The sequence below is a fragment of the Pseudomonas sp. Z4-20 genome, assembly GCF_051131955.1.
Lineage (GTDB): Bacteria > Pseudomonadota > Gammaproteobacteria > Pseudomonadales > Pseudomonadaceae > Aquipseudomonas > Aquipseudomonas marvdashtae.
In genome coordinates, this window is record NZ_CP071641.1 from 167605 (window position 1) to 188014 (window position 20410).

The 20410-nt window shown below is 60.1% G+C and carries 22 protein-coding genes and 1 pseudogene; 8 read left to right on the forward strand and 15 right to left on the reverse strand.

Annotated features, from left to right (window positions below):
• The first annotated feature begins 57 nt into the window (after positions 1 to 57).
• Positions 58 to 915 (forward strand): SDR family oxidoreductase, encoded by an 858-nt coding sequence (locus tag J3P82_RS00760; protein ID WP_434559941.1) that lies wholly within the window; start codon positions 58 to 60, stop codon positions 913 to 915.
• A 68-nt stretch (positions 916 to 983) separates the two neighbouring features.
• On the opposite strand, the gene J3P82_RS00765 is transcribed toward J3P82_RS00760, so the two are convergent.
• The 6 genes from J3P82_RS00765 to J3P82_RS00790 all read right to left on the reverse strand — a co-directional run bounded on the left by J3P82_RS00765 (position 984) and on the right by J3P82_RS00790 (position 6290).
• Complete coding sequence (locus tag J3P82_RS00765; protein WP_434559943.1) at positions 984 to 1724, reverse strand: hypothetical protein; 741 nt, start codon at positions 1722 to 1724, stop codon at positions 984 to 986.
• Between the two features lie 56 nt (positions 1725 to 1780).
• A complete protein-coding gene (locus tag J3P82_RS00770) occupies positions 1781 to 2161 on the reverse strand; it encodes a RidA family protein (protein WP_085685905.1) in 381 nt (126 codons plus the stop codon).
• A gap of 36 nt (positions 2162 to 2197) precedes the next feature.
• A complete protein-coding gene (gene spoT, locus J3P82_RS00775; RefSeq protein WP_434559945.1) occupies positions 2198 to 4303 on the reverse strand; it encodes a bifunctional GTP diphosphokinase/guanosine-3',5'-bis pyrophosphate 3'-pyrophosphohydrolase in 2106 nt (701 codons plus the stop codon).
• Positions 4304 to 4363: 60 nt separating this feature from the next.
• Positions 4364 to 4627, reverse strand: coding sequence for a DNA-directed RNA polymerase subunit omega (gene rpoZ, locus J3P82_RS00780; RefSeq protein WP_003177259.1), 264 nt, complete (start codon positions 4625 to 4627; stop codon positions 4364 to 4366).
• Between the two features lie 166 nt (positions 4628 to 4793).
• Positions 4794 to 5414, reverse strand: coding sequence for a guanylate kinase (gene gmk / locus J3P82_RS00785; RefSeq protein WP_047735756.1), 621 nt, complete (start codon positions 5412 to 5414; stop codon positions 4794 to 4796).
• A gap of 12 nt (positions 5415 to 5426) precedes the next feature.
• Entirely contained in the window at positions 5427 to 6290 is an 864-nt protein-coding gene (locus J3P82_RS00790; protein WP_434559947.1) for a YicC/YloC family endoribonuclease, read from the reverse strand.
• Positions 6291 to 6560: 270 nt separating this feature from the next.
• Here J3P82_RS00790 and rph point away from each other — a divergent pair, with 270 nt between their 5' ends.
• The 3 genes from rph (at position 6561) to J3P82_RS00805 (ending at position 8516) form a co-directional block, all read left to right on the forward strand.
• Positions 6561 to 7283 carry a ribonuclease PH gene (rph, locus tag J3P82_RS00795; protein WP_060740056.1) on the forward strand — a complete coding sequence of 241 codons (723 nt, stop codon included), beginning with the start codon at positions 6561 to 6563 and terminating at the stop codon, positions 7281 to 7283.
• Positions 7284 to 7313: 30 nt separating this feature from the next.
• Entirely contained in the window at positions 7314 to 7682 is a 369-nt protein-coding gene (locus J3P82_RS00800; protein ID WP_434559949.1) for a DUF4870 domain-containing protein, read from the forward strand.
• Positions 7683 to 7973: 291 nt separating this feature from the next.
• Positions 7974 to 8516, forward strand: coding sequence for a GlcG/HbpS family heme-binding protein (locus tag J3P82_RS00805; RefSeq protein WP_434559951.1), 543 nt, complete (start codon positions 7974 to 7976; stop codon positions 8514 to 8516).
• A 132-nt stretch (positions 8517 to 8648) separates the two neighbouring features.
• Here J3P82_RS00805 and J3P82_RS00810 read toward each other — a convergent pair whose 3' ends face one another.
• Positions 8649 to 9428, reverse strand: coding sequence for an exodeoxyribonuclease III (locus tag J3P82_RS00810; RefSeq protein ID WP_013694557.1), 780 nt, complete (start codon positions 9426 to 9428; stop codon positions 8649 to 8651).
• Positions 9429 to 9511: 83 nt separating this feature from the next.
• Between J3P82_RS00810 and pyrE the strand changes: the two genes are divergently transcribed.
• Positions 9512 to 10156 (forward strand): orotate phosphoribosyltransferase, encoded by a 645-nt coding sequence (pyrE, locus tag J3P82_RS00815; protein ID WP_434559953.1) that lies wholly within the window; start codon positions 9512 to 9514, stop codon positions 10154 to 10156.
• A gap of 34 nt (positions 10157 to 10190) precedes the next feature.
• Here the strand turns inward: pyrE and J3P82_RS00820 are convergent, their stop codons facing one another.
• The 6 genes and pseudogenes from J3P82_RS00820 to coaBC all read right to left on the reverse strand — a co-directional run bounded on the left by J3P82_RS00820 (position 10191) and on the right by coaBC (position 16600).
• Positions 10191 to 11060, reverse strand: a complete 870-nt coding sequence (locus J3P82_RS00820; RefSeq protein ID WP_434559955.1) for a hypothetical protein — start codon at positions 11058 to 11060, stop codon at positions 10191 to 10193.
• Positions 11048 to 12106 carry a type IV toxin-antitoxin system AbiEi family antitoxin gene (locus tag J3P82_RS00825; RefSeq protein ID WP_434559957.1) on the reverse strand — a complete coding sequence of 353 codons (1059 nt, stop codon included), beginning with the start codon at positions 12104 to 12106 and terminating at the stop codon, positions 11048 to 11050. Before J3P82_RS00825 ends, J3P82_RS00820 begins: the two co-directional genes overlap by 13 nt.
• Positions 12107 to 12352: 246 nt before the next feature.
• Positions 12353 to 13258, reverse strand: coding sequence for an acetylglutamate kinase (gene argB / locus J3P82_RS00830; RefSeq protein ID WP_123426174.1), 906 nt, complete (start codon positions 13256 to 13258; stop codon positions 12353 to 12355).
• Positions 13259 to 13277: 19 nt separating this feature from the next.
• A pseudogene (locus J3P82_RS00835) lies at positions 13278 to 14681 on the reverse strand (phosphomannomutase/phosphoglucomutase); the annotation flags it as partial.
• A 250-nt stretch (positions 14682 to 14931) separates the two neighbouring features.
• A complete protein-coding gene (gene dut, locus J3P82_RS00840; RefSeq protein WP_186633679.1) occupies positions 14932 to 15387 on the reverse strand; it encodes a dUTP diphosphatase in 456 nt (151 codons plus the stop codon).
• A 4-nt stretch (positions 15388 to 15391) separates the two neighbouring features.
• The gene (coaBC, locus tag J3P82_RS00845) at positions 15392 to 16600 is read right to left on the reverse strand and encodes a bifunctional phosphopantothenoylcysteine decarboxylase/phosphopantothenate--cysteine ligase CoaBC (RefSeq protein WP_186612659.1); all 1209 of its coding nucleotides are present in this window, start codon (positions 16598 to 16600) and stop codon (positions 15392 to 15394) included.
• A 146-nt stretch (positions 16601 to 16746) separates the two neighbouring features.
• Between coaBC and radC the strand changes: the two genes are divergently transcribed.
• Positions 16747 to 17421 (forward strand): RadC family protein, encoded by a 675-nt coding sequence (gene radC, locus J3P82_RS00850; RefSeq protein ID WP_434559959.1) that lies wholly within the window; start codon positions 16747 to 16749, stop codon positions 17419 to 17421.
• Positions 17422 to 17517: 96 nt separating this feature from the next.
• On the opposite strand, the gene J3P82_RS00855 is transcribed toward radC, so the two are convergent.
• Complete coding sequence (locus J3P82_RS00855; RefSeq protein ID WP_434559961.1) at positions 17518 to 19107, reverse strand: ABC transporter substrate-binding protein; 1590 nt, start codon at positions 19105 to 19107, stop codon at positions 17518 to 17520.
• A 446-nt stretch (positions 19108 to 19553) separates the two neighbouring features.
• Between J3P82_RS00855 and rpmB the strand changes: the two genes are divergently transcribed.
• Together rpmB and rpmG are read left to right on the forward strand one after the other, a co-directional pair.
• On the forward strand, positions 19554 to 19787 hold the full coding sequence (rpmB, locus tag J3P82_RS00860; protein WP_003177273.1) for a 50S ribosomal protein L28: 234 nt from the start codon (positions 19554 to 19556) through the stop codon (positions 19785 to 19787).
• A gap of 11 nt (positions 19788 to 19798) precedes the next feature.
• A complete protein-coding gene (gene rpmG / locus J3P82_RS00865) occupies positions 19799 to 19954 on the forward strand; it encodes a 50S ribosomal protein L33 (RefSeq protein ID WP_007894709.1) in 156 nt (51 codons plus the stop codon).
• A gap of 78 nt (positions 19955 to 20032) precedes the next feature.
• Here rpmG and J3P82_RS00870 read toward each other — a convergent pair whose 3' ends face one another.
• The gene (locus J3P82_RS00870) at positions 20033 to 20395 is read right to left on the reverse strand and encodes a cupin domain-containing protein (RefSeq protein ID WP_434559963.1); all 363 of its coding nucleotides are present in this window, start codon (positions 20393 to 20395) and stop codon (positions 20033 to 20035) included.
• Positions 20396 to 20410: the final 15 nt, after the last annotated feature.

Sequence of the window (20410 nt, forward strand, 5' to 3'; positions counted from 1 at the left end):
GGCTAGCCGCTCGTCCCCTGCGGAGGCTAGTCTGCGGCTTTGCCAGAGGAAATCTTGATGTCCGCGCCTTCTGTTTTGATCGCCGGCTGCGGTGATATCGGCGGCCGCCTGGCCAGCCAATTAGTGGCTGAGCATTGGCGGGTCCATGGCTTGCGGCGGACGGTTTCTAACCTGCCAGCCGGGGTCATTGGGGTGGCGGGGGATTTGTTCAGCGAACAATGCCCCGCCGATTGGCCCACGGATCCGTTGGATTACCTGGTGTACAGCGCCGCCGCCACCGACCATGACGAAGCGGGCTATCGCAAGGCTTACGTCGAAGGGTTACAACATGTGTTGGGCTGGTTGAAACAGCATGGCCAGCAGCCCAAGCGCCTGCTTTTTGTGTCCAGCAGCAGCGTTTATGGGCAGCAGCAGGGCGAATGGATGGATGAAACCTCGGCTACGGTGGCCGGCGGATATTCCGGTCGGCTGATGCTCGAAGCCGAACAGGTGGCCTTGGACAGCGGTATCCCGGCCAGTTGCGTGCGCTTGACCGGCATCTATGGTCCGGGCCGTGAGTGGTTGCTGAGCCAGGTGCGCCAGGGTTATCGCGTAGTGACCGATCCGCCGCTATATGCCAATCGCATCCACGCCGACGATGCCGCCGGCCTGCTGGCGTTCCTGCTGGAAGCCGATCGCCAGGGCAAGGCGCTGGAGGATTGTTACATCGGCGTCGACGATGCGCCCGCGCCGTTGGCGGAGGTGGTGGGCTGGCTGCGCGAATACATGGGCATCTCCGAGTGGGCCGAAGACGCCAGCGTGCGTCGTGCCGGCAGCAAGCGTTGCAGCAACGCCAGGGCCAAGGCCTTGGGCTGGACGCCGCGTTATCCGAGTTTTCGCGAAGGGTATGCGGCGATTCTCGAAGGGCGTTGCTGATTTTCCAGTCGCCAAAAACCGCTGTGGAGCGAGCTTGCTCGCTCCCACCAGGGCTCCTTCAGGCAGGGCTACTGCTTTTCAAGCACCCATTTGCGATCACCCGGCGTGAACGACGGCATCTCATCGGCCAGTGCTGCATTCACGGTCTGGAAGATTTCCAGTTTCTTGCCGTCACGGGCAAAGATCCAGGTGTTGCCCTGGCCGTTCTGTTGCAGCCAGATGTTGTCGTTGCCGCCGCTCATGGAGGCGCAGTCGCCAGCCAGGCACAATGCGTAGCGATCAGCGCCGGGCAGGCCGCTGACCTGGCCGTCGGGTTGAAATTGCACCGTGGCGCCTTGGCCGGGACCTTCGTTGATTTTCCAAGTGCCACCCAGGTAGGCGGCATATAACGCGCGCTCGAAGCTGGCGCCGATCGGTGCGCCTTCCGGTACCTGGACTTGCGCACGGTCGAACACCTGCTGCGGTTCGTTCTCGGTGGCAGCCTGGCTCAACTGGTCGCCGTCGCGCTTGAGTTCGCTGGCCGAGCTGCCGTAGAAGTCGACCTTCCAGGCGCCGTCCTGTTCGCCGAGCAACTTGCCTTCGACGTTTTCGAAGCCGTTGGTGTAGCGCGCCTGGCCGGCCCGAGTGTTGACATCCCACTCCAGGTTCGGGCCGTAGCCCTGCAGCGCTTCGCGAAGCGGGCCACCCTTGGCGGCAGCGTCGATGGCCGCCTGGTTGATCCAGGTGCCGCTGATGTCACGGTCGGCAGGGTCGCTGGCGCAGCCGCCGAGAAGCAGGGCGAGCAGCGAGAGAGCAAGCGCTTTGCGCATGGTGGATTCCTTTCAGAACGAAAACGGCGCAGCGGGGGACGCTGCGCCGACCTGTATTACTCGATGACCAGTATGGCGTCCATCTCGACCTGCGAGCCCTTTGGCAGGGCGGCCACGCCAATGGCGGCGCGGGCAGGGTAAGGCTGGTCGAAATACTTGCCCATGATCTCGTTGACCTTGGCGAAGTGGCTCAGGTCGGTGAGGAAGATGTTGAGCTTGACGATGTCCTTGAACGAACCGCCCGCAGCCTCGGCCACGGCCTTCAGGTTCTCGAATACCTGCACGGTCTGGGCTTCGAAGCCCTCGACCAGCTCCATGGTTTTCGGGTCCAGTGGGATCTGGCCCGACATATAGACCGTGTTGCCGGCCTTGATCGCCTGGGAATAAGTGCCGATGGCGGCCGGGGCCTTGTCGCTGGAGATAACGGTCTTGGTCATTGATGACTCCTTGTAATGAGGGCGGCAGTTGAGGCGCTATGCGCGCATCCGGGTGATGCGGATGACGCCGGTCAAGGCGCGCAGTTTCTTGATCACGCGGGCCAGGTGCACGCGGTCGTGCACGCTGACCACCAGTTGGACAACGCTGATGCGGCCATCGCGTTCGTCCATGCTGATCTTCTCGATGTTGCCGTCGGCGGCGTTGACGCTGCTGGCCAGCAGGGCGATCAGGCCGCGCTGGTGCTCCAGCTCGACCCGCAGCTCGACATTGAATTCGCCGGTGACATCCTTGGCCCAGGAGAGCTGGATGCATTTTTCCGGGTTGTGGCGGATTTCGCTGATGTTGCGGCAGTTGTCCAGGTGCACCACCATCCCCTTGCCGGCGGACAGATGACCGACAATCGGGTCGCCCGGAATTGGCGTGCAGCACTTGGCATAGCTGAGCACCAGGCCTTCGGTGCCGCGAATCGCCAGCGGGCCTTCGGGACTTGGCAGCTGTTCGCCTTCGCCCAGCAGGCGGCGAGCGACGACGTAGGCCATGCGATTGCCCAGGCCGATGTCTTCGAGCAGGTCCTCGATCAATTCGAGGCGGTATTCGTTGAGCATGATCTGCACGCGTTCGGCCGGGATCTTGTCCAGCGAGCTGTCGAAGCCGTTCAGCACTTTATTCAGCAGGCGTTCGCCGAGGCTGATGGATTCGGAGCGACGTTGCAGTTTCAGCGCATGACGGATGTGGGTGCGGGCCTTGCCGGTGACCACAAAGTTGAGCCACGCCGGGTTGGGCCGTGCGCCGGGAGCGCTGACAATCTCGACGGTGGAGCCGCTTTGCAGTGGTTCGGACAACGGTGCCAGGCGGCGGTTGATGCGACAGGCGATGCAGCTGTTGCCGACGTCGGTGTGCACCGCATAGGCAAAGTCGACGGCCGTGGAGCCCTTGGGCAGCTCCATGATCCGGCCCTTGGGCGTGAAGACGTAGACCTCGTCCGGGAACAGGTCGATCTTCACGCTCTCGATGAATTCCAGGGAATTACCGGCGCGCTGCTGCATTTCCAGTACGCCCTTGACCCACTGCCGGGCCCGGGCGTGGGTGCTCTTGGGCTGTTCGTCACCGCTGGATTTGTAGAGCCAGTGGGCAGCGATGCCGTTGTTGGCCATCTCTTCCATTTCGCGGGTGCGGATCTGGATTTCGATCGGCACGCCGTGCATGCCGAACAGCGTGGTATGCAGCGATTGGTAGCCGTTGGCCTTGGGGATCGCGATGTAGTCCTTGAAGCGTCCCGGCAACGGCTTGTACAAATTATGTACAGCGCCCAGCACGCGGTAGCAGGTGTCGACCTTGTCGACGATGATCCGGAACGCATAGACGTCCATGATCTCGTTGAAGGCCCGACGCTTGCCGCGCATTTTCTTGTAGATGCCGTAGAGGTGTTTCTGCCGCCCGCTGACTTCGCCCTCGATGCCGTCGATTGCCAGGCAATGGCTCAGGGACTCTTCGATCTTGTTGACGATTTCCTTGCGGTTGCCCCGGGCGCGCTTGACGGCCTGGTTGATCCGCGCCGAACGCATCGGGTGCATGGCCTTGAAGCCGAGGTCTTCGAACTCGACGCGGATCGCGTGCATGCCCAGGCGGTTGGCGATGGGTGCGTAGATCTCCAGGGTTTCCTTGGCGATGCGCCGGCGTTTTTCGCCGGACAGCACTTCCAGGGTGCGCATGTTGTGCAGACGGTCGGCGAGCTTGACCAGGATCACGCGGATATCGCGCGCCATGGCCATGGCCATTTTCTGGAAGTTTTCAGCCTGGGCCTCCGCCTTGGTCTCGAAGTTCATCTGGGTCAGTTTGCTGACCCCATCAACCAGTTCGGCCACGGTTTCGCCGAATTGCGCTTGGAGCGCTTCCTTGGCAATACCGGTGTCTTCGATCACGTCATGCAGCATGGCGGCCATCAGGCTTTGATGGTCCATGTGCATGTCGGCAAGGATATTCGCCACTGCAAGCGGGTGCGTGACGTACGCTTCGCCGCTGCGGCGGCGCTGGCCGTCATGGGCTTGTTCGGCGTAGAAATAGGCTCGGCGGACCAGATTGACCTGGTCCGTGCCGAGGTAGGCCGATAAGCGATCGGCGAGGGCGTCTATGCTCGGCATGATGATGACTCCTGCCGTCTGCTGTGACCCCGCGCCGTGCTACGTCGACCAGGCATAGGCTTAGACCGCCTCGTTGGACTCGTCCTCGAACGCCGCGAACAGCGGTTCGTCTTCAACGATTTCAGCGTTGGCGATGAACTCGTAGCTCATCAGGCCTTCGGCGATTTCACGCAGCGCTACCACGGTAGGCTTGTCGTTTTCCCACTGGACCAACGGCTCTTTGCCACCGGTGGCCAGTTGACGGGCACGCTTGGTAGAGAGCATGACCAGCTCAAAGCGGTTTTCCACGTGTTCTAGGCAGTCTTCAACGGTTACGCGGGCCATGGTATTCCTCGGAGCGAATGCAATATGCGCGCTGCCCGGTTGGGCGAGCGGACTCGACAGTTTAAAAAAACACCAGCGTTTAGGGAAGCGCTGATTTTTTGACCAACCTCTCGACGCGCTGCGAGCACCAATGTAAAGCCCTCGCAGCGGTTTTGGGAAGAGCGGTTCAGCCCAGCAGTTCGGCCAATAATTTACCGAAACGTTGCTGCTGGCGTTTCTGCTGGAGCTGGCTGGCGCGGAAAATAGCCTTGAGGTCGTCCAGTGCGTGGGCGAAATCGTCGTTGATGATCAGGTAATCGTAATCGACGTAGTGGCTCATTTCGCTGACCGCTTCGCGCATCCGGCCTTCGATGATCTCGTCGCTGTCCTGGCCCCGGTTCGTCAGGCGCTGGCGCAACGCCTGCTGGCTCGGCGGGAGGATGAAGATCGAACGGGCCTGGGGCATCAGCTTGCGCACCTGCTCGGCGCCTTGCCAGTCGATTTCGAGGATCAGGTCGTGGCCTTCGTCGAGGGTCTGCTGCAGGTAACTTTGCGACGTGCCGTAGAGATTGCCAAAGACCTCGGCGCGCTCGAGGAAGTCGCCGTGCTCGGCCATTCGCACGAACTCTTCACGGTCGACGAAGTGATAGTTCACCCCGTTCACTTCGCCCGGGCGCATGGCGCGAGTGGTGTGGGAGACCGAGACGCGGATCTGCGGCTCGGCATCGATCAATGCCTTGACCAGGCTGGTCTTGCCAGCGCCCGAGGGCGCGGAAATGATGTAGAGGGTGCCGGTGCTGTGGGTCATGTCGGGTTAGCCTTACTCAATATTCTGCACTTGTTCGCGCATCTGCTCGATCAACACTTTGAGGTTGACCGCAGCCTGGGTGCTGCGCGGGTCGAAGGCTTTGGAGCCCAGTGTGTTGGCTTCGCGGTTGAGTTCCTGCATCAGGAAGTCGAGGCGGCGGCCGGCCGCGCCACCGGACTTGAGCACCCGGCGGACTTCGATGATATGGGTGCTCAGGCGATCCAGTTCTTCTGCCACGTCGCTCTTTTGCGCGAGCATGACCATTTCCTGTTCCAGGCGCTGCGGGTCCAGTTCGGCTTTCATGTCGGCGAAGCGGTCGAGGACTTTCTGGCGCTGGGTGGCGAGCATCTGCGGGACCAGTTCACGCAGGGTGACGACGTCTCCCTCGATGGAGGTCAGGCGTTCATTGATCAGCCGGGCCAGCTCCGCGCCTTCACGCTCGCGACCGGCCTTGAGTTCTTTCAAACCTTGATTGAACAGCGCCAGCGCTTCGGCATTCAGTGCTTGCGGGTCGCTCGCGTCGCCCACCAGTACGCCGGGCCAGGCCAGGACTTCCAACGGATTCAGGGCGGCGGGGTTGTTGATCAGGCTGGCGACGGTTTCGGCGGCGGCGACCAATTGCGCGGCGCGCTCACGGTCTACTTGCAGGGCTTTGCCGGTGATTTCTTCGGTGAAACGCAGGGTGCACTCCAGTTTGCCCCGGGACAGGCCCTGGCGCAGCGCTTCGCGCACGGCGCCTTCCAGATCGCGGAAGGACTCGGGCAGGCGCAGGTGCGGCTCCAGGTAACGGCTGTTGACCGAGCGCAGCTCCCAGCTCAGCGTGCCTTGGGCGCCGGCCTTTTCGACACGAGCGAAGGCGGTCATGCTGTGCACCATGGGGGTTCCTCGCAATGCAGGCCGGCCACGACCGGTCGGTGGTCGTGCGGCCTGGGATCTGTGGATAAATGCTGAAGGACAGCAAAGGCGCAGGATTGTAGCGCAGTGCGACGCAAGCGCCCAAACAGCTCCGGTAACAAAGCGCTGCAGCCCGTCGGCTGGGGCTTTGAGCGCACTCACTCGTCGCGTCAGCTTTTTAGAACTGCCCCTATGGCGATTCGCGGCTCTATAATGCTCGGCAGTTTTCCGTCCTCTGTACAGGTGTCCTCTATGAAACGTCCAAGTGGTCGCGCTGCCGATCAGCTTCGCTCGATCCGCATTACCCGCAACTACACCAAACACGCCGAGGGATCTGTACTGGTCGAATTCGGTGATACCAAAGTCATCTGTACCGTCAGCGTCGAAAACGGCGTGCCTCGCTTCCTCAAAGGCCAGGGCCAGGGCTGGCTGACCGCCGAATACGGCATGCTGCCGCGCGCCACTGGCGAACGGAACCAGCGCGAGGCCAGTCGTGGCAAGCAGGGTGGCCGTACCTTGGAAATCCAACGTTTGATCGGCCGCTCGCTGCGTGCCGCGCTGGACATGTCGAAGCTGGGCGACGTGACACTCTACGTCGATTGCGACGTGATCCAAGCTGACGGTGGCACCCGCACCGCGTCCATTACCGGCGCCATGGTCGCGCTGGTGGATGCCTTGAAAGTGATCAAGAAGCGTGGCGGTCTCAAGGGCGGCGACCCGCTCAAGCAGATGATCGCCGCGGTTTCCGTCGGCATGTACCAAGGCGAGCCGGTGCTGGATCTGGACTACCTGGAAGACTCCGCCGCCGAGACTGACCTGAACGTGGTCATGACCAGCGCTGGCGGCTTCATCGAAGTCCAGGGCACCGCTGAGGGCGCACCGTTCCAGCCGGAAGATTTGAACGCTATGCTGGAGCTGGCGAAGAAAGGCATGAACGAAATCTTCGAATTGCAAAAGGCCGCGTTGGCCGACTGATCGTTTTGCGCTTCAGACAGGGAGAGTGTCATGAGTGATGAGCAAGTCCTGCTGCCCCAGCCGGGAAAAGAGGCGCGTCAATGGGCAATGTTCTGTCACCTGTCCGCGCTATTGGGGATTTTTATTCCGTTCGGTTCGCTGATCGGGCCGCTGGTCATCTGGCAGCTCAAGCGTGAATCCGACCCGTTCATCGATGCCCAGGGCAAGGAAGCGCTTAACTTCCAGATCACCGTGGCGATCGCCGCGGCGATCAGCTTGCTGCTGATGATCGTAGTGATCGGCTTCTTCCTGTTCGGGCTGGTGGCGATTGCTGCTCTGGTGTTGACCATCATTGGCGGGGTCAAGGCTAATGAGGGGCAACCGTATCGGTATCCGTTTACCTGGCGTTTGGTCAAATAACGATCAGGTAAGTGTTCGGCGATGGCTCCCTTGCGAGCTGTTGCCGATTGCTTTGTAACTGTCCATGTTCGCAAATAACGACGCCAGACCTCACTGAAATCCGGCGGTTTGTATACAAGGCGGCGGAGTTCAGTGTCGACATGGCATGGGTTTTTGGTGCCGGTTGGCCGCGCGTGGATACATCCTGTTCCAGAAGTGAGCGAGTCTGATGGTTATTTTTGATCCAGTATGGTTTTTCCATCGGGGTGAGTGGATGCACCTCGCGATGTTCTAACCACAACAGGATTTGCCATGAAACTTCTCCCATTCGCTCTTGCTGCCGCGTTTGCTCTCGCTGCTGTCTCTGCTCATGCGCAGGTGCCGGCTCCAGCCCCAGCCCTTAAACCACTGACGGCCCAGACCGTGAGCAAGCAAGCGGTTATCTCGCAAAAAAACCTTTCCTACGTGCATGCCATGCAGCTGGCGCAAACCGCCGTCGCCGTCTGTGCGCTGAACAACCAGTCGGTCGCCGCCACGGTGGTGGATCGTTCGGGAGTCGTGCTGGCGAGCCTGCGTTCCAATGGCGCGGGCCCTACGTCCTATGCCGGCAGTGAGCGCAAGGCTTATACCGCCGTGTCCTTCAAGACCCCAACGGGCACGCTCATGGAGCGCTCGGTGAATGTCCCGAACCTTTCCAACATTCCCGGAACCCTGGCGTTGACTGGCGGCGTACCTATCAAGGTGGGTAACGATGTCATCGGCGCTATCGGCGTAGGTGGTGCACCTAGCGGAAGAATCGATGAGCAATGCGCTGAGTATGCGATCAACGAACTAAGGCCATTGCTCGGGTCCTGAGATTGTCCAATACCTCCAGGATCTCGGTGGGCCTGGCATGACGACCAGGGCCGCCGACACGAAAAAGCCGACAGTATTTGTCGGCTTTTTTGCGTGTGTGCCTGGCAGCGGCACTCCCGGCGGGTGGGTGTCTCAGATCGTCAGCGTCCAGTCGTAATCCACGATCAGTGGCGCATGCTGCGAGAACCGTGGCTGGCGCGGCAGGCGGGCGCTGCGCACGAAGCGGCGCAACCCGGGCGTCAGCAATTGGTAGTCGAAACGCCAGCCAAGGTTGAGCATCTCGGCCTGCTCGTTGTCCGGCCACCAGCTGTATTGGTCGCCTTCGCGGCTGACTTCACGCAGGGCATCGACGTAACCCATGTTGCCAATGATCTCGTCCATCCAGGCCCGTTCCGGCGCCAGGAAGCCAGGGGATTGTTGGCTGTCGCGCCAGTTCTTGATATCGAGCTTCTGTTGCGCCACGTACAGCGAGCCACAATAAATGTACTCGCGACGTTTGCGCCGCTGTTTATCCAGGTAACGGGCGAAGTCGTCCATCAACTTGAATTTCTGATTCAAATCTTCATCGCCGTTCTGCCCCGAAGGGAGCAGTAAGGTCGCGATGCTGACCTTGTCGAAATCGGCTTGCAGGTAGCGCCCGTAGCGGTCCGCCGTCTCGAAACCGAGACCGTTGATGACAGCCTTCGGTTGCAGCCGCGAGTACAAAGCCACGCCACCCTGGGCGGGGACTTCGGCATCGCAGGCATAAAGGAAGTAACCATCCAGTTGGAAGGCTGCATCGTCCAGTTCAAAGGCGGAGGCGCGGGTGTCCTGCAGGCAGATGACGTCGGCATTCTGTGCTTGCAGCCAACTGAGCAAACCACGCTCGACTGCAGCCTGAATACCATTGACGTTCACACTGATGATCCGCATAAATGGCCCCAAAAATCACGTGCGTGTATGATACACGGCGTGTACCTATTTAGCTAAATCCGCGGTATTTGAGGCTTTTTTTCATGCAGGCGTATCAGCGCGATTTCATTCGTTTTGCCATCGATCGCGGCGTTTTGCGCTTCGGTGAGTTCACCCTCAAGTCCGGGCGCACCAGCCCGTACTTCTTCAACGCCGGCCTGTTCAACAGCGGAACCGCCCTGGCGCAACTGGGCCGATTCTATGCCGCGGCCATCGTCGAGAGCGGCATCCCGTTCGACGTGCTGTTCGGCCCGGCCTACAAAGGCATCCCGCTGGCCGCCACCACCGCCGTCGCCTTGGCCGAACATCACGGTCGCGACCTGCCCTGGTGTTTCAACCGCAAGGAAGCCAAGGCCCACGGTGAAGGCGGTAGCCTGGTCGGCGCGCCGCTGGCCGGCGAAGTGCTGATCATCGACGACGTCATCACCGCCGGTACCGCCATTCGCGAGGTGATGCAGATCATCGCTTCCCAGGAAGGGGCCAAGGCTGCCGGCGTGCTGATCGCCCTGAACCGCCAGGAGCGCGGCAACGGTGAGCTGTCGGCGATCCAGGAAGTGGAGCGCGACTTCGGCATTCCGGTGATCAGCATTGTGTCGCTGAACCAGGTGCTGGAATTTTTGGCCGACGATCCGCAGCTCAAGCAGCATTTGCCGGCGGTTGAGGCTTATCGGGCGCAGTTCGGCGTCTGAAATAAAGGAGGCCCTGGAAACAGGGCCTTGGTTTTCACTCCCGTAAATGAAGGGCGCGAAGTAAGGCATCCACTTGCCCGAAAGCATCCTGCTGCCACTGATCTGGAGTCCGATCCTCGAGGATCTGGCTATCTTCGACGAAACGCCTTACGGACGTCGGGCCATAACCGTCGGCAACATCAAATTTCTGGCAAATGTACAGAAAGCCTTGCTCGCCACTTCCGGTTCCAAGTACGGGGCGGCACTCCTGCGCGAGCGCTGCTATGCCGCCCGGAAAATTGCGAACGCAATAGTAAATGTCGTAGGCGTCTTTCTGCTTGTGTCGTCCATTAAGGGCATAGCCTTTCATTGCGAGCAGTGCCGGGATAGAGCACACGGCAACCTCGACTCGATTTGTACCGCCGGTAGGCATAGGTCCTTCAATTGCGACCATCTGATAAAACCGCATTGCCAGGTCGGCGCCGTCGGCACGTTGAACTGCAAAGTCGCTCAGGATGGGCGGTTTATTTTGAATGATCGCGGCATCGCGTGGCATCAAGAAATCCACGATCACATCTATCGGGGCTCCCCCGTCATCCACGGGAACCTGGCGAACGAGTTGGAAGCGCCGTAACTCTCCTCTCTGCTCGTACCCATTGCCCATCAAGGCTTCGACCAGAGTCGCGTATTCACCATCACCCAGTGCTTCTGCATCAAGGCTCAAGTCGACATCGAGTGTACCGACATGCTGCATATCGTCATTTGCAAGGAGCAGCCATGGCACTGCGCCGCCGATCACTGCGAACTTTCCTTTGAAACTACCCAGGATCTGGCCCATTTCGACGAGTACCGCTTTCACGGCAGTCGTCGTCCTGTCTCCATAATCCAAGGCCGATTGAGGCTCCTGCGGCGCTATCGGGGCCATGTCAGTTTTTCCTGGCGTAGATATTCGGCTGCTTCCTTTGCGCGCTCGCCGGCAATGGATAGATCCAAATAAGTTTGAACAGGGCTGGTGCATATTGCTCCGGGCGCCGCCTCGACGACGTCCAAAAGAAGCCCTTCGTCCCGGGGAACGGTGATCACCACGTTTTCACCCTTTGTAACGGGTACCAAGTGCATAGCTGTAGTTAATTTTTCCAGGCCTTCACTGTCCGCATAAAAATAATTCGTGCTCACACGGGCATAGGGGGCGAGCCATTGCGCGGCGGAAAATAGAGAAAAAACCGTACGCCCATTGCCCTGTTCGCCGATGACGCTCCGTGCCGCATTTTCCAGGGCGTTGCCGTGTAAGGTGGTGTAGAACTTTTTGCGCTCTCCGGATGGGGGCTCGTAGGCTTGGACCCATGCATCTAGAAGTGATTGAGGGTCGCACAGGGAAAATCCTTCGGGTGTTGCTCGCCCCCACTCTCGATCCAGCAGAGCTTTGCGCACATTACTGACTTGACCCAAGCTCACGTTAGCGGCCTCGGAGAGTTCTATCACTCGCCATGCATGATTGGGGTCACGCAGCATCGTACGAAGGATCTGCGCTGATTTTGGCTTGAAGAGGGACTTCAGTCCCCTGTACTCCGAGGGCGGCTTTTCTGCGACTTGATGGTCGATGAATACCCCATCGAACGAAAGCCAGGCGTTGCCCTCCAGATCCAGATAGCCGACCCCTTTTTCCCGGCATGCTTGTCTGGCAGCAGGCGAAAGGTAGGGGGCTATCACAATCGGCGTGACCGCTGCGTCCCACTCACTCACGTAGTCACGAAGCTGGAGTGTGGCTGCGATTACAAATCTGGGCTGTCCACTGGTTTTAATCTCGCAGGCCAGGGAATGCGGCTTCCCCGAGGCGTCTAGTTCCACAATAAAGTCGGGAGTCCAGGCTTTGGCTGGCGGCGTGGTCTTGAAACTTTTTATCCTGATGATTGGTACGTTGTTTAGGAGGTCCTGAAGAGCCTCTTTTGAGCTTGTTTCGAGAGTTTTCATTGATAGCCACCTTTTCAACGAACGCTGAAAATAGCCTCTTGAGTGAAAGACGTCTAGGGAATTTCACTCAAAAACCTATTTTCAACGTTCGTTGAAACGGGGCGCGTTACTGAACTCATCGGAGGAGACGCAAATACTTTCCTGCCCGAAAAAAAATCGCGAGCCTTGTCAGCAACAATGGGCTTCGTGTTTCGAATGCCACTTTGCAGCTTTCAAGGTCGCGATTTGCGTTTTCAGGTATCCGTATCAGGGCCGCTTGCGATTACTGATCAACGTACCCACGCCCGTATCGGTGAAGATCTCCAGCAGAATCGCATTCGGAACCCGGCCGTCGATGATCAGCGAACTGCCAACGCCGCCCTGTACCGCTTCCAGCGCGCAGCGAATCTTGGGCAGCATGCCGCCGTAGATGGTGCCGTCGGCGATCAACTCGTCGACTTGCTGGGTCGACAGCCCGGTCAGGACCTTGCCGGTCTTGTCCATCAGGCCGGCAATGTTGGTCAACAGCATCAACTTCTCGGCCTTCAGTGCTTCGGCGACTTTGCCGGCCACCAAGTCGGCGTTGATGTTGTACGACTCGCCATTGGCGCCCACGCCGATCGGTGCAATGACCGGGATGAAATCGCCCTTGACCAGCAGGTTCAGCAGGTCGGTGTTGATGCCGACCACTTCGCCTACCTGGCCAATGTCGATGATTTCCGGTTGGGTCATCTCTGGGGTCTGGCGAGTCACGGTGAGCTTCTTCGCCCGGATCAGCTCGGCGTCCTTGCCCGTCAGACCAATGGCGCTGCCGCCGTGACGGTTGATCAGGTTGACGATGTCCTTGTTCACCTGGCCGCCCAGGACCATCTCCACCACATCCATGGTCTGCGCGTCGGTAACGCGCATGCCATCGATGAAGTGACTCTCGATCGACAGGCGCTTGAGCAGGTCACCGATCTGCGGGCCACCGCCATGCACCACCACCGGGTTGATCCCCACGGCCTTCATCAGCACGATGTCGCGGGCGAAGCCGGTTTTCAGCTCCTCGCTTTCCATCGCGTTGCCGCCGTATTTGATCACCAGGGTCTTGCCGACGTAGCGTCGGATATAAGGCAACGCTTCGGACAGGACCTTGGCGGTGTTGGCGGCGGCTTCGCGTTCGAGGGTCATTCAGGGCTCCGGTGGTGAATCAAAACGGTAGTTGGAGATCAGGTGCAACACGTTTGAGTTGGGTGTGGAACACGTCCTTGATGCGCTGCAGTTCGGCCTCGTTGTCAGCCTCGAAACGCAGCACCAGCACCGGGGTGGTGTTGGAGGCGCGAACCAGGCCCCAGCCTTGTGGGTAGTCGACCCGCACACCGTCGATGGTGGTCAGTTCGGCGCCTTCGCCCCACTGGGCGTCGTGCAGTGCATCAATGATGCTGAATTTGCTCTCTTCGGTCACATGGATATTGATTTCCGGCGTGGAAATATCGTTAGGGAAGGTCGCGAACAGCTCTTCGGCGGTGGATTTCTCCTTGCTGAGGATCTCCAGCAGGCGTGCCGCGCTGTAGATGCCGTCATCAAAACCGAACCAGCGCTCCTTGAAGAAGATGTGGCCGCTCATCTCGCCGGCCAGCAGGGCGCCGCTTTGTTTCATTTTTTTCTTGATCAACGAATGACCGGTTTTCCACATTAGCGGGCGACCGCCATATTCTTTGATCAGCGGGATCAGGCGACGGGTGCATTTCACGTCGAAGATGATTTGCGCATCAGGGTTGCGTGCTACGACATCCTTGGCGAACAGCATCAGCAGGCGGTCCGGGAACACGACGCTGCCGGTGTTGGTCACCACGCCCACGCGGTCGCCGTCGCCGTCGAAGGCCAGGCCCAGGTCGGCATTGGTTTCCTTGACCTTGGCGATCAGGTCCTGCAGGTTTTCCAACTTGCCCGGATCCGGGTGGTGGTTGGGGAAGTTACCGTCCACGTCGCAGAACAGTGGGATGACTTCACAGTTCAGCGCTTCGATCAGTTGCGGGGCGATCACGCCGGCCGCGCCGTTGCCGCAGTCGACCACCACTTTCAGGCGACGGGCGAGTTTCACGTCGTTGACGATTTCATCGTTGTAGCGCTCGAGGATATCAACCTTGGTCACGCTGCCCTGGCCGCTGCTCAGGTCATTGGTCTTGAGGCGGGTGTGCAGGGCCTGGATCTGCTCGTTGGCGAGGGTGTCGCCGGCGATGACGATCTTGAAGCCGTTGTAGTTCGACGGGTTGTGGCTGCCGGTGAGCATCACGCCGGATTTGCCGGCCAGCACGTTGGCGGCGTAATACAGCGCCGGTGTCGGTACCAGGCCAACGTCGGTGACGTGGCAGCCGCTGTCGGCGATGCCTTTGATCAACTGCTCGACCAGCTCCGGGCCAGACAAGCGACCATCACGGCCAACGTTCACGTTGGGTTCGCCCTGGGCCAGGCTTTGGGAGCCGATGGCCCGGCCGATCCAGTAGGCGGTTTCAGCCGTCAGGGTTTCCGGCACCACGCCACGGATGTCGTAGGCGCGAAAGATGCTGTCAGGGAAGATTGGGGCGATTGCGGCTGGGGTGTTCATGGGCGGGGCGCTCTATCAGGAAAGTGACTGGACAGGCCGACGACGGGCGTCGGCAGGCTCAAGCTGAAGGGTATGACGGCGTTTTTGACAGAGAGTTCGCGGTGGGAAAGTGCCATGAGATAGCGTTACCCCAGCCTTAACGGTCTAAAACGTTGATTCCGGATGGGAAACGTCGTTGCAACCCGTTGCGCATTTTTCGTCCTGAAACAGAAGCTTAATAAAGCGGCGGGCACGACGCCCGGCCTGGAACGGAGGGTCAGTGGCTGCCGGAATGTCCGAAACCGCCGGCGCCGCGCTGGCTCTCGTCGAATTCCTGGACCAGCTCGAAGTGTGCCTGGACCACCGGCACCAATACCAACTGGGCAATGCGCTCGCCCACCTGGATATTGAAAGCGGTCTGGCCGCGATTCCAGCACGACACCATCAATTCGCCCTGGTAATCGGAGTCGATCAGGCCGACCAGGTTGCCCAGCACGATGCCGTGCTTATGGCCCAGGCCCGAGCGCGGCAGGATCAGCGCGGCCAGGCCGGGATCGCCAATGTAGACCGACAGGCCGGTAGGAATCAGCAGGGTCTGGCCCGGCTCCAGGATCGTGTCCTGCTTGAGCATCGCCCGCAGGTCAAGGCCGGCGGAGCCCGGTGTGGCGTATTGCGGCAGCGGGAATTCGTTACCGATGCGTGGGTCGAGGATCTTGGCTTGTAGAGCGTGCATGAAGTTAAACCTGGTTCAGCCGGTCGGCGATAAAAGTGATCAGTTGGCGGGCAATCTTGCCCTTGCTGGTCTGGGCGAAAAGTGTGGCGTGCAACTGGCGGTCGATCACGCTGCAGGCGTTTTCTTCGCTGTTGAAGCCGATGCTCGGGTTGGCGACGTCATTGGCGACGATCAAGTCGAGGTTCTTGTCCTTGAGCTTGCGCGCGGCGTAGTCGAGCAAATGTTCGGTCTCGGCGGCAAAACCCACACTGAACGGACGATCGGGGCGAGTGGCGATGGTGGCCAGGATGTCAGGGTTGCGCACCATTTGCAGGAGCAGGCCATCACCGCTGGTAGGATCTTTCTTCAATTTTTGCGGGGCGACGACTTCGGGGCGGTAGTCCGCGACGGCTGCCGAGGCGATGAACAGGTCGCACGGGATGGCGGCTTCGCAGGCCGCGAGCATGTCCCGGGCGCTGACCACGTCGATACGCGTGACCCGGTCCGGGGTAGGCAGGTGCACCGGGCCGGTGATCAACGTCACCCGGGCGCCAGCCTCGACGGCTGCCTCGGCCAGGGCGAAGCCCATTTTCCCTGAGCTGTGGTTGGTGATGTAGCGCACCGGGTCGATGTTTTCCTGGGTCGGTCCGGCGGTGATCAGCACATGCTTGCCGGTCAGGGCCTCGCGCTTGAAGCAGTCGGCGGCGCATTGGGCCAGATCGGTAGCCTCCAGCATGCGGCCCATGCCGACATCGCCACAGGCCTGGCTGCCCGAGGCTGGGCCAAAAACCTTGAGGTCACGACTTTCGAGCAACTGCAGGTTGGCCTGGGTGGCCGGGTCGCGCCACATGGCCTGGTTCATTGCTGGTGCCACGGCGACCACGGCGTCGGTGGCGAGCACCAGGGTGGTGAGCAGATCGTTGGCGATGCCTTGGGCCAGGCGAGCGATCAGGTCGGCCGTGGCCGGGGCAATCAAGACCAGGTCGGCCCATTTGGCCAGTTCGATGTGGCCCATGGCAGCCTCGGCCGCCGGGTCGAGCAAATCCAGGTGGACCGGGTGTCCGGACAATGCCTGCATGGTCAGCGGCGTGATGAATTCACTGCCACCGCGGGTCATGACGACCCGCACTTCCGCGCCCTGGTCGATGAGTCGGCGAACCAGCTCGGCGCTCTTGTAGGCGGCGATGCCGCCGCCGACGCCCAGAACGATGCGTTTCCGATACAGCCGCTGCATAGGCCTGCCTTTCGATTTTCAGTGGTCAGTGCAAGACGAACCCCTTGGCAACAGCCTGCCAGGGTGCAAATCGCCTGCAAAAAAGATGGGCTAAGATATCACAGCGTCCGCTACGGAACAGCGGCGCCCACTATCAGGGAGATGCCATGAGTATTCGCGATTGGCCCGCAGCCGAGCGGCCGCGGGAACGGTTGTTGGCGCTGGGGGCGGAGAGTCTTTCAGACGCCGAGCTGCTGGCGATTTTTTTACGCACGGGCGTGTCGGGCAAAAGCGCGGTGGATCTGGCGCGACACCTGTTGACTCAATTTGGCTGCCTGCGTGCGCTGCTTGAAGCTGATCAGCTCACGTTCAGCAGTCAGATGGGGCTAGGCCCGGCGAAATTCGCGCAATTACGGGCGGTACTCGAAATGGGCCGGCGACATTTGGCTGAGCGGATGCGGCAAAAATCAATGCTGGAGGATCCGCAAGCCGTTCGTGACTATCTCAAGTCAATGCTTCGCCACGAACCTCACGAAGTCTTTGGTTGCTTGTTTCTCAACTCACGGCATCAGGTGCTGGCGTTTGAAGCGCTCTTTCACGGTTCTATCGCCACGGCCACTGTTCACCCCCGGCAAGTGGTCAAGCGCGCCCTGGCCCATAACGCCGCCGCTGTGATCCTGTGCCATAACCACCCCTCCGGCAACACCGAGCCCAGCCAGGCCGACCGGATGCTCACCGAACGGCTCCAGGAGGCACTGGAGCTGATCGATGTGCGGGTGCTCGACCATTTTATCGTGGGCGATGGGGAGCCGCTGTCCATGGCGGAGTATGGGTGGATTTGAGGCAGCGGCAAGCTTCAAGCTTGAAGCGGCAAGTAAGAGCTGCGCGCGGTCTGCTCTTGGCTTGCAGCTTGCAGCTTGCAGCTTACAGCTTGCAGCTTACGGCTTGAGGCTGACCTTCGAATAGTCCTGGCGACCAAACGGGCTCACCGAGTAACCCTGGACATCCTTGCGGGTCAGGGCAAACGCCGTGGGGTGCGCCAAGGGCAGCCACAGGGCCTGTTGCTGGATCTGCGCCTGGGCCTGCTCATAGAGCTTGGAGCGCACGCCTTGTTCGCTGGTGGTCTTGCCGGCGCCGATCAGCTTGTCCAGGTCTGGATTGCAGTAACGGGCGAAGTTGGTGCCGGACTTCACCGCCGCGCAGGAAAACTGCGGGGTAAGGAAGTTGTCCGGGTCGCCGTTGTCGCCTGCCCAGCCCATGAACAACAGGTCGTGTTCGCCAGCCTTGGCGCGGCGGATCAGTTCGCCCCATTCGATCACGCGGATTTCCGCCTGGATGCCGATTTCCGCCAGGTCCGACTGCAGCAACTGCGCGCCGAGGCTCGGATTGGGGTTGAGCAGGCTGCCGGAGGGGCGGGTCCATAAGGTGGTCTTGAAGCCTTCCTTCAGTCCGGCCTTGGTCAGCAGCTCACGAGCCTTGGCCGGATCATGGGCATAGCCAGGCAGGTTTTTGGCGTAGCTCCAGGTATTGGGTGGGTAGGGGCCGTTGGCCGCTTCGGCGGTGCCCTCGAAAACGGTCTTGAGGTAGCTGGCCTTGTCAAAGGCCAGGTTGATGGCTTGTCGGACTTCGGGCTTGTCCAAGGGGGGGTGCTGGCTGTTGATTGCCAGGAACGCGGTCATGAAGGCCTCGGTCTGCTCCACTTTCAACGTCGGCTCTTGCTTGGCGGCCTGTACGTCCAGCGGCTTGGGAGACAGGGCGACCTGACATTCGTTACGCCGCAATTTCTGCAGGCGCACGTTGGCATCCGGCGTGATGGCGAAGATCAACGGATCCACTTGGGGTTTACCGCCAAAGTAGTCGCCATTGGCCTTGTAGCGAATCGAGGCGTCCTTCTGGAACCGGTTGAATATGAACGGGCCAGTGCCGATGGGCTGGTTGTTGAGTTGTTCCGGCTTGCCGACTTTCATCAACTGGTCGGCATATTCGGCTGAATAGATCGACGCAAAACCCATGCTCAATGTCGCCAGGAAAGTTGAATCCGCATGGTCGAGGGTGAAGCGCACCGTCAATGGATCCAGCGCATCGATCTTCGTGATCAGCGCCGGCAGCTGCATGGATTGGGCGTGAGGGAAGCCGCTTTGCGCAACCTTATGCCAAGGGTTGGCCGGATCCAGCATGCGGTCGAAGCTGAACTTGACGTCTTCGGCGGTCAGGTCGCGGCGCGGTGTGAAGTAGTCGGTCTGGTGGAACTTGACCCGTGGGCGCAGCTTGAAGACATACACCAGGCCATCGCTTGAGACTTCCCAGCTCTCGGCCAGGCTCGGGACCACTTTGCCGCTGGCCGTGTCGAAGTCCACCAGGCGGTTCATCAGCACGTCGGCTGAGGCGTTGGTGGTGGTCAGCGAGTTGTATTGGACGACATCGAATCCTTCCGGGCTGGCCTCGGTACACACGCTCAGGGCAGCGGCCTGGGCCAGCGGGCTGATCAGCAGAGGGGCGAGCATCAGTGATAGGGCAGCGAGGCGCATGATTGATTTCCTGTGCAGGTCGGAGGCCCATCTGCGAGTGCAGTCTGGAAAAGGTCTACCCTAGTGGGCTCGCTCGCAAATGACTATCCCCCTTTTGCATTTTCCGGCACTCTTTCCTGCGGTTTGCCGGTGCACCAGCGGCCTGAACTAACCGTTGGCCGAAAAAAACCTGCATGCCGCGACGAGCGGTCAGGACGCCGCTGGCCCTTACCCCAGCTGCCTGGGGCTGCCGGACGAGGTTTTCCCAGCAAGACAAATCACACCGGCTGTTGTTGTGCCTGGGTCTTTCTGGTATAAAGCAGCGCTCTTTTCTAGGGGCCCGGTTCCTTCACTGTAGGTGTAGCCGGTAAGACCCTTAAAGAAACGCGGCGCCTGGCGCCAAATGACTGAGAGATTAAGCGGCCAACCCATGCCGGGTTGGGCATGTGGTTTTAGAGGGCTGAGGCATGTCGAGAGTCTGTCAAGTTACCGGTAAGGGTCCGGTGACTGGGAATAACATTTCCCACGCAAACAACAAAACCCGTCGTCGTTTCCTGCCGAACCTGCAGCATCACCGCTTCTGGGTTGAAGAAGAGAAACGTTTTGTGCGTCTGCGCGTATCTGCCAAGGGCATGCGCATCATCGACAAGCGTGGCATCAGTGTCGTGCTGGCCGAACTTCGTCGCGATGGCAAGGTTTAAGGGAGCTAATCATGCGTGAATTGATTCGTTTGATCTCGAGCGCCGGTACTGGTCACTTCTACACTACCGACAAAAACAAGCGTACTACCCCGGACAAAATCGAGATCAAGAAATTTGATCCGGTTGTTCGCAAGCACGTGATCTACAAGGAAGGCAAAATCAAGTAATTGATTTTTCCCTCTTACAAAAAAGGCCCGTATCGCGAGATACGGGCCTTTTTTGTTGTCGATTCCTGAGGGTGAGTTTCAGCCTTTATGCTCAAACACCACATAAATCTTGCGGCACGGCTCCAGCACTTCCCATGTGCCTTTGAACCCGGCGGGAATCACGAAGCGGTCGCCGGCTCGAAGTGTCTTGGCATTCCCATCGTCGTCACGCAGCACCGAGACACCCTGGACGATCTCGCAGTACTCGTGTTCGGTGTAGTTGACCGTCCACTGGCCGACCTCGCCTTCCCAGACCCCGGCGTTCATCTGTCCGCATGGGCTGTTGTAATGATTGAAGACGGTTTGCTTGGGGTCTCCCTTGAGCACCTTGGCCGGGTCCGGGCGATAGCGGTCGGCGGTGGTATTGGCCTGGCTGAAATCGACGATGTCCTGGATGCTCATGCGGTTACCCTCGGT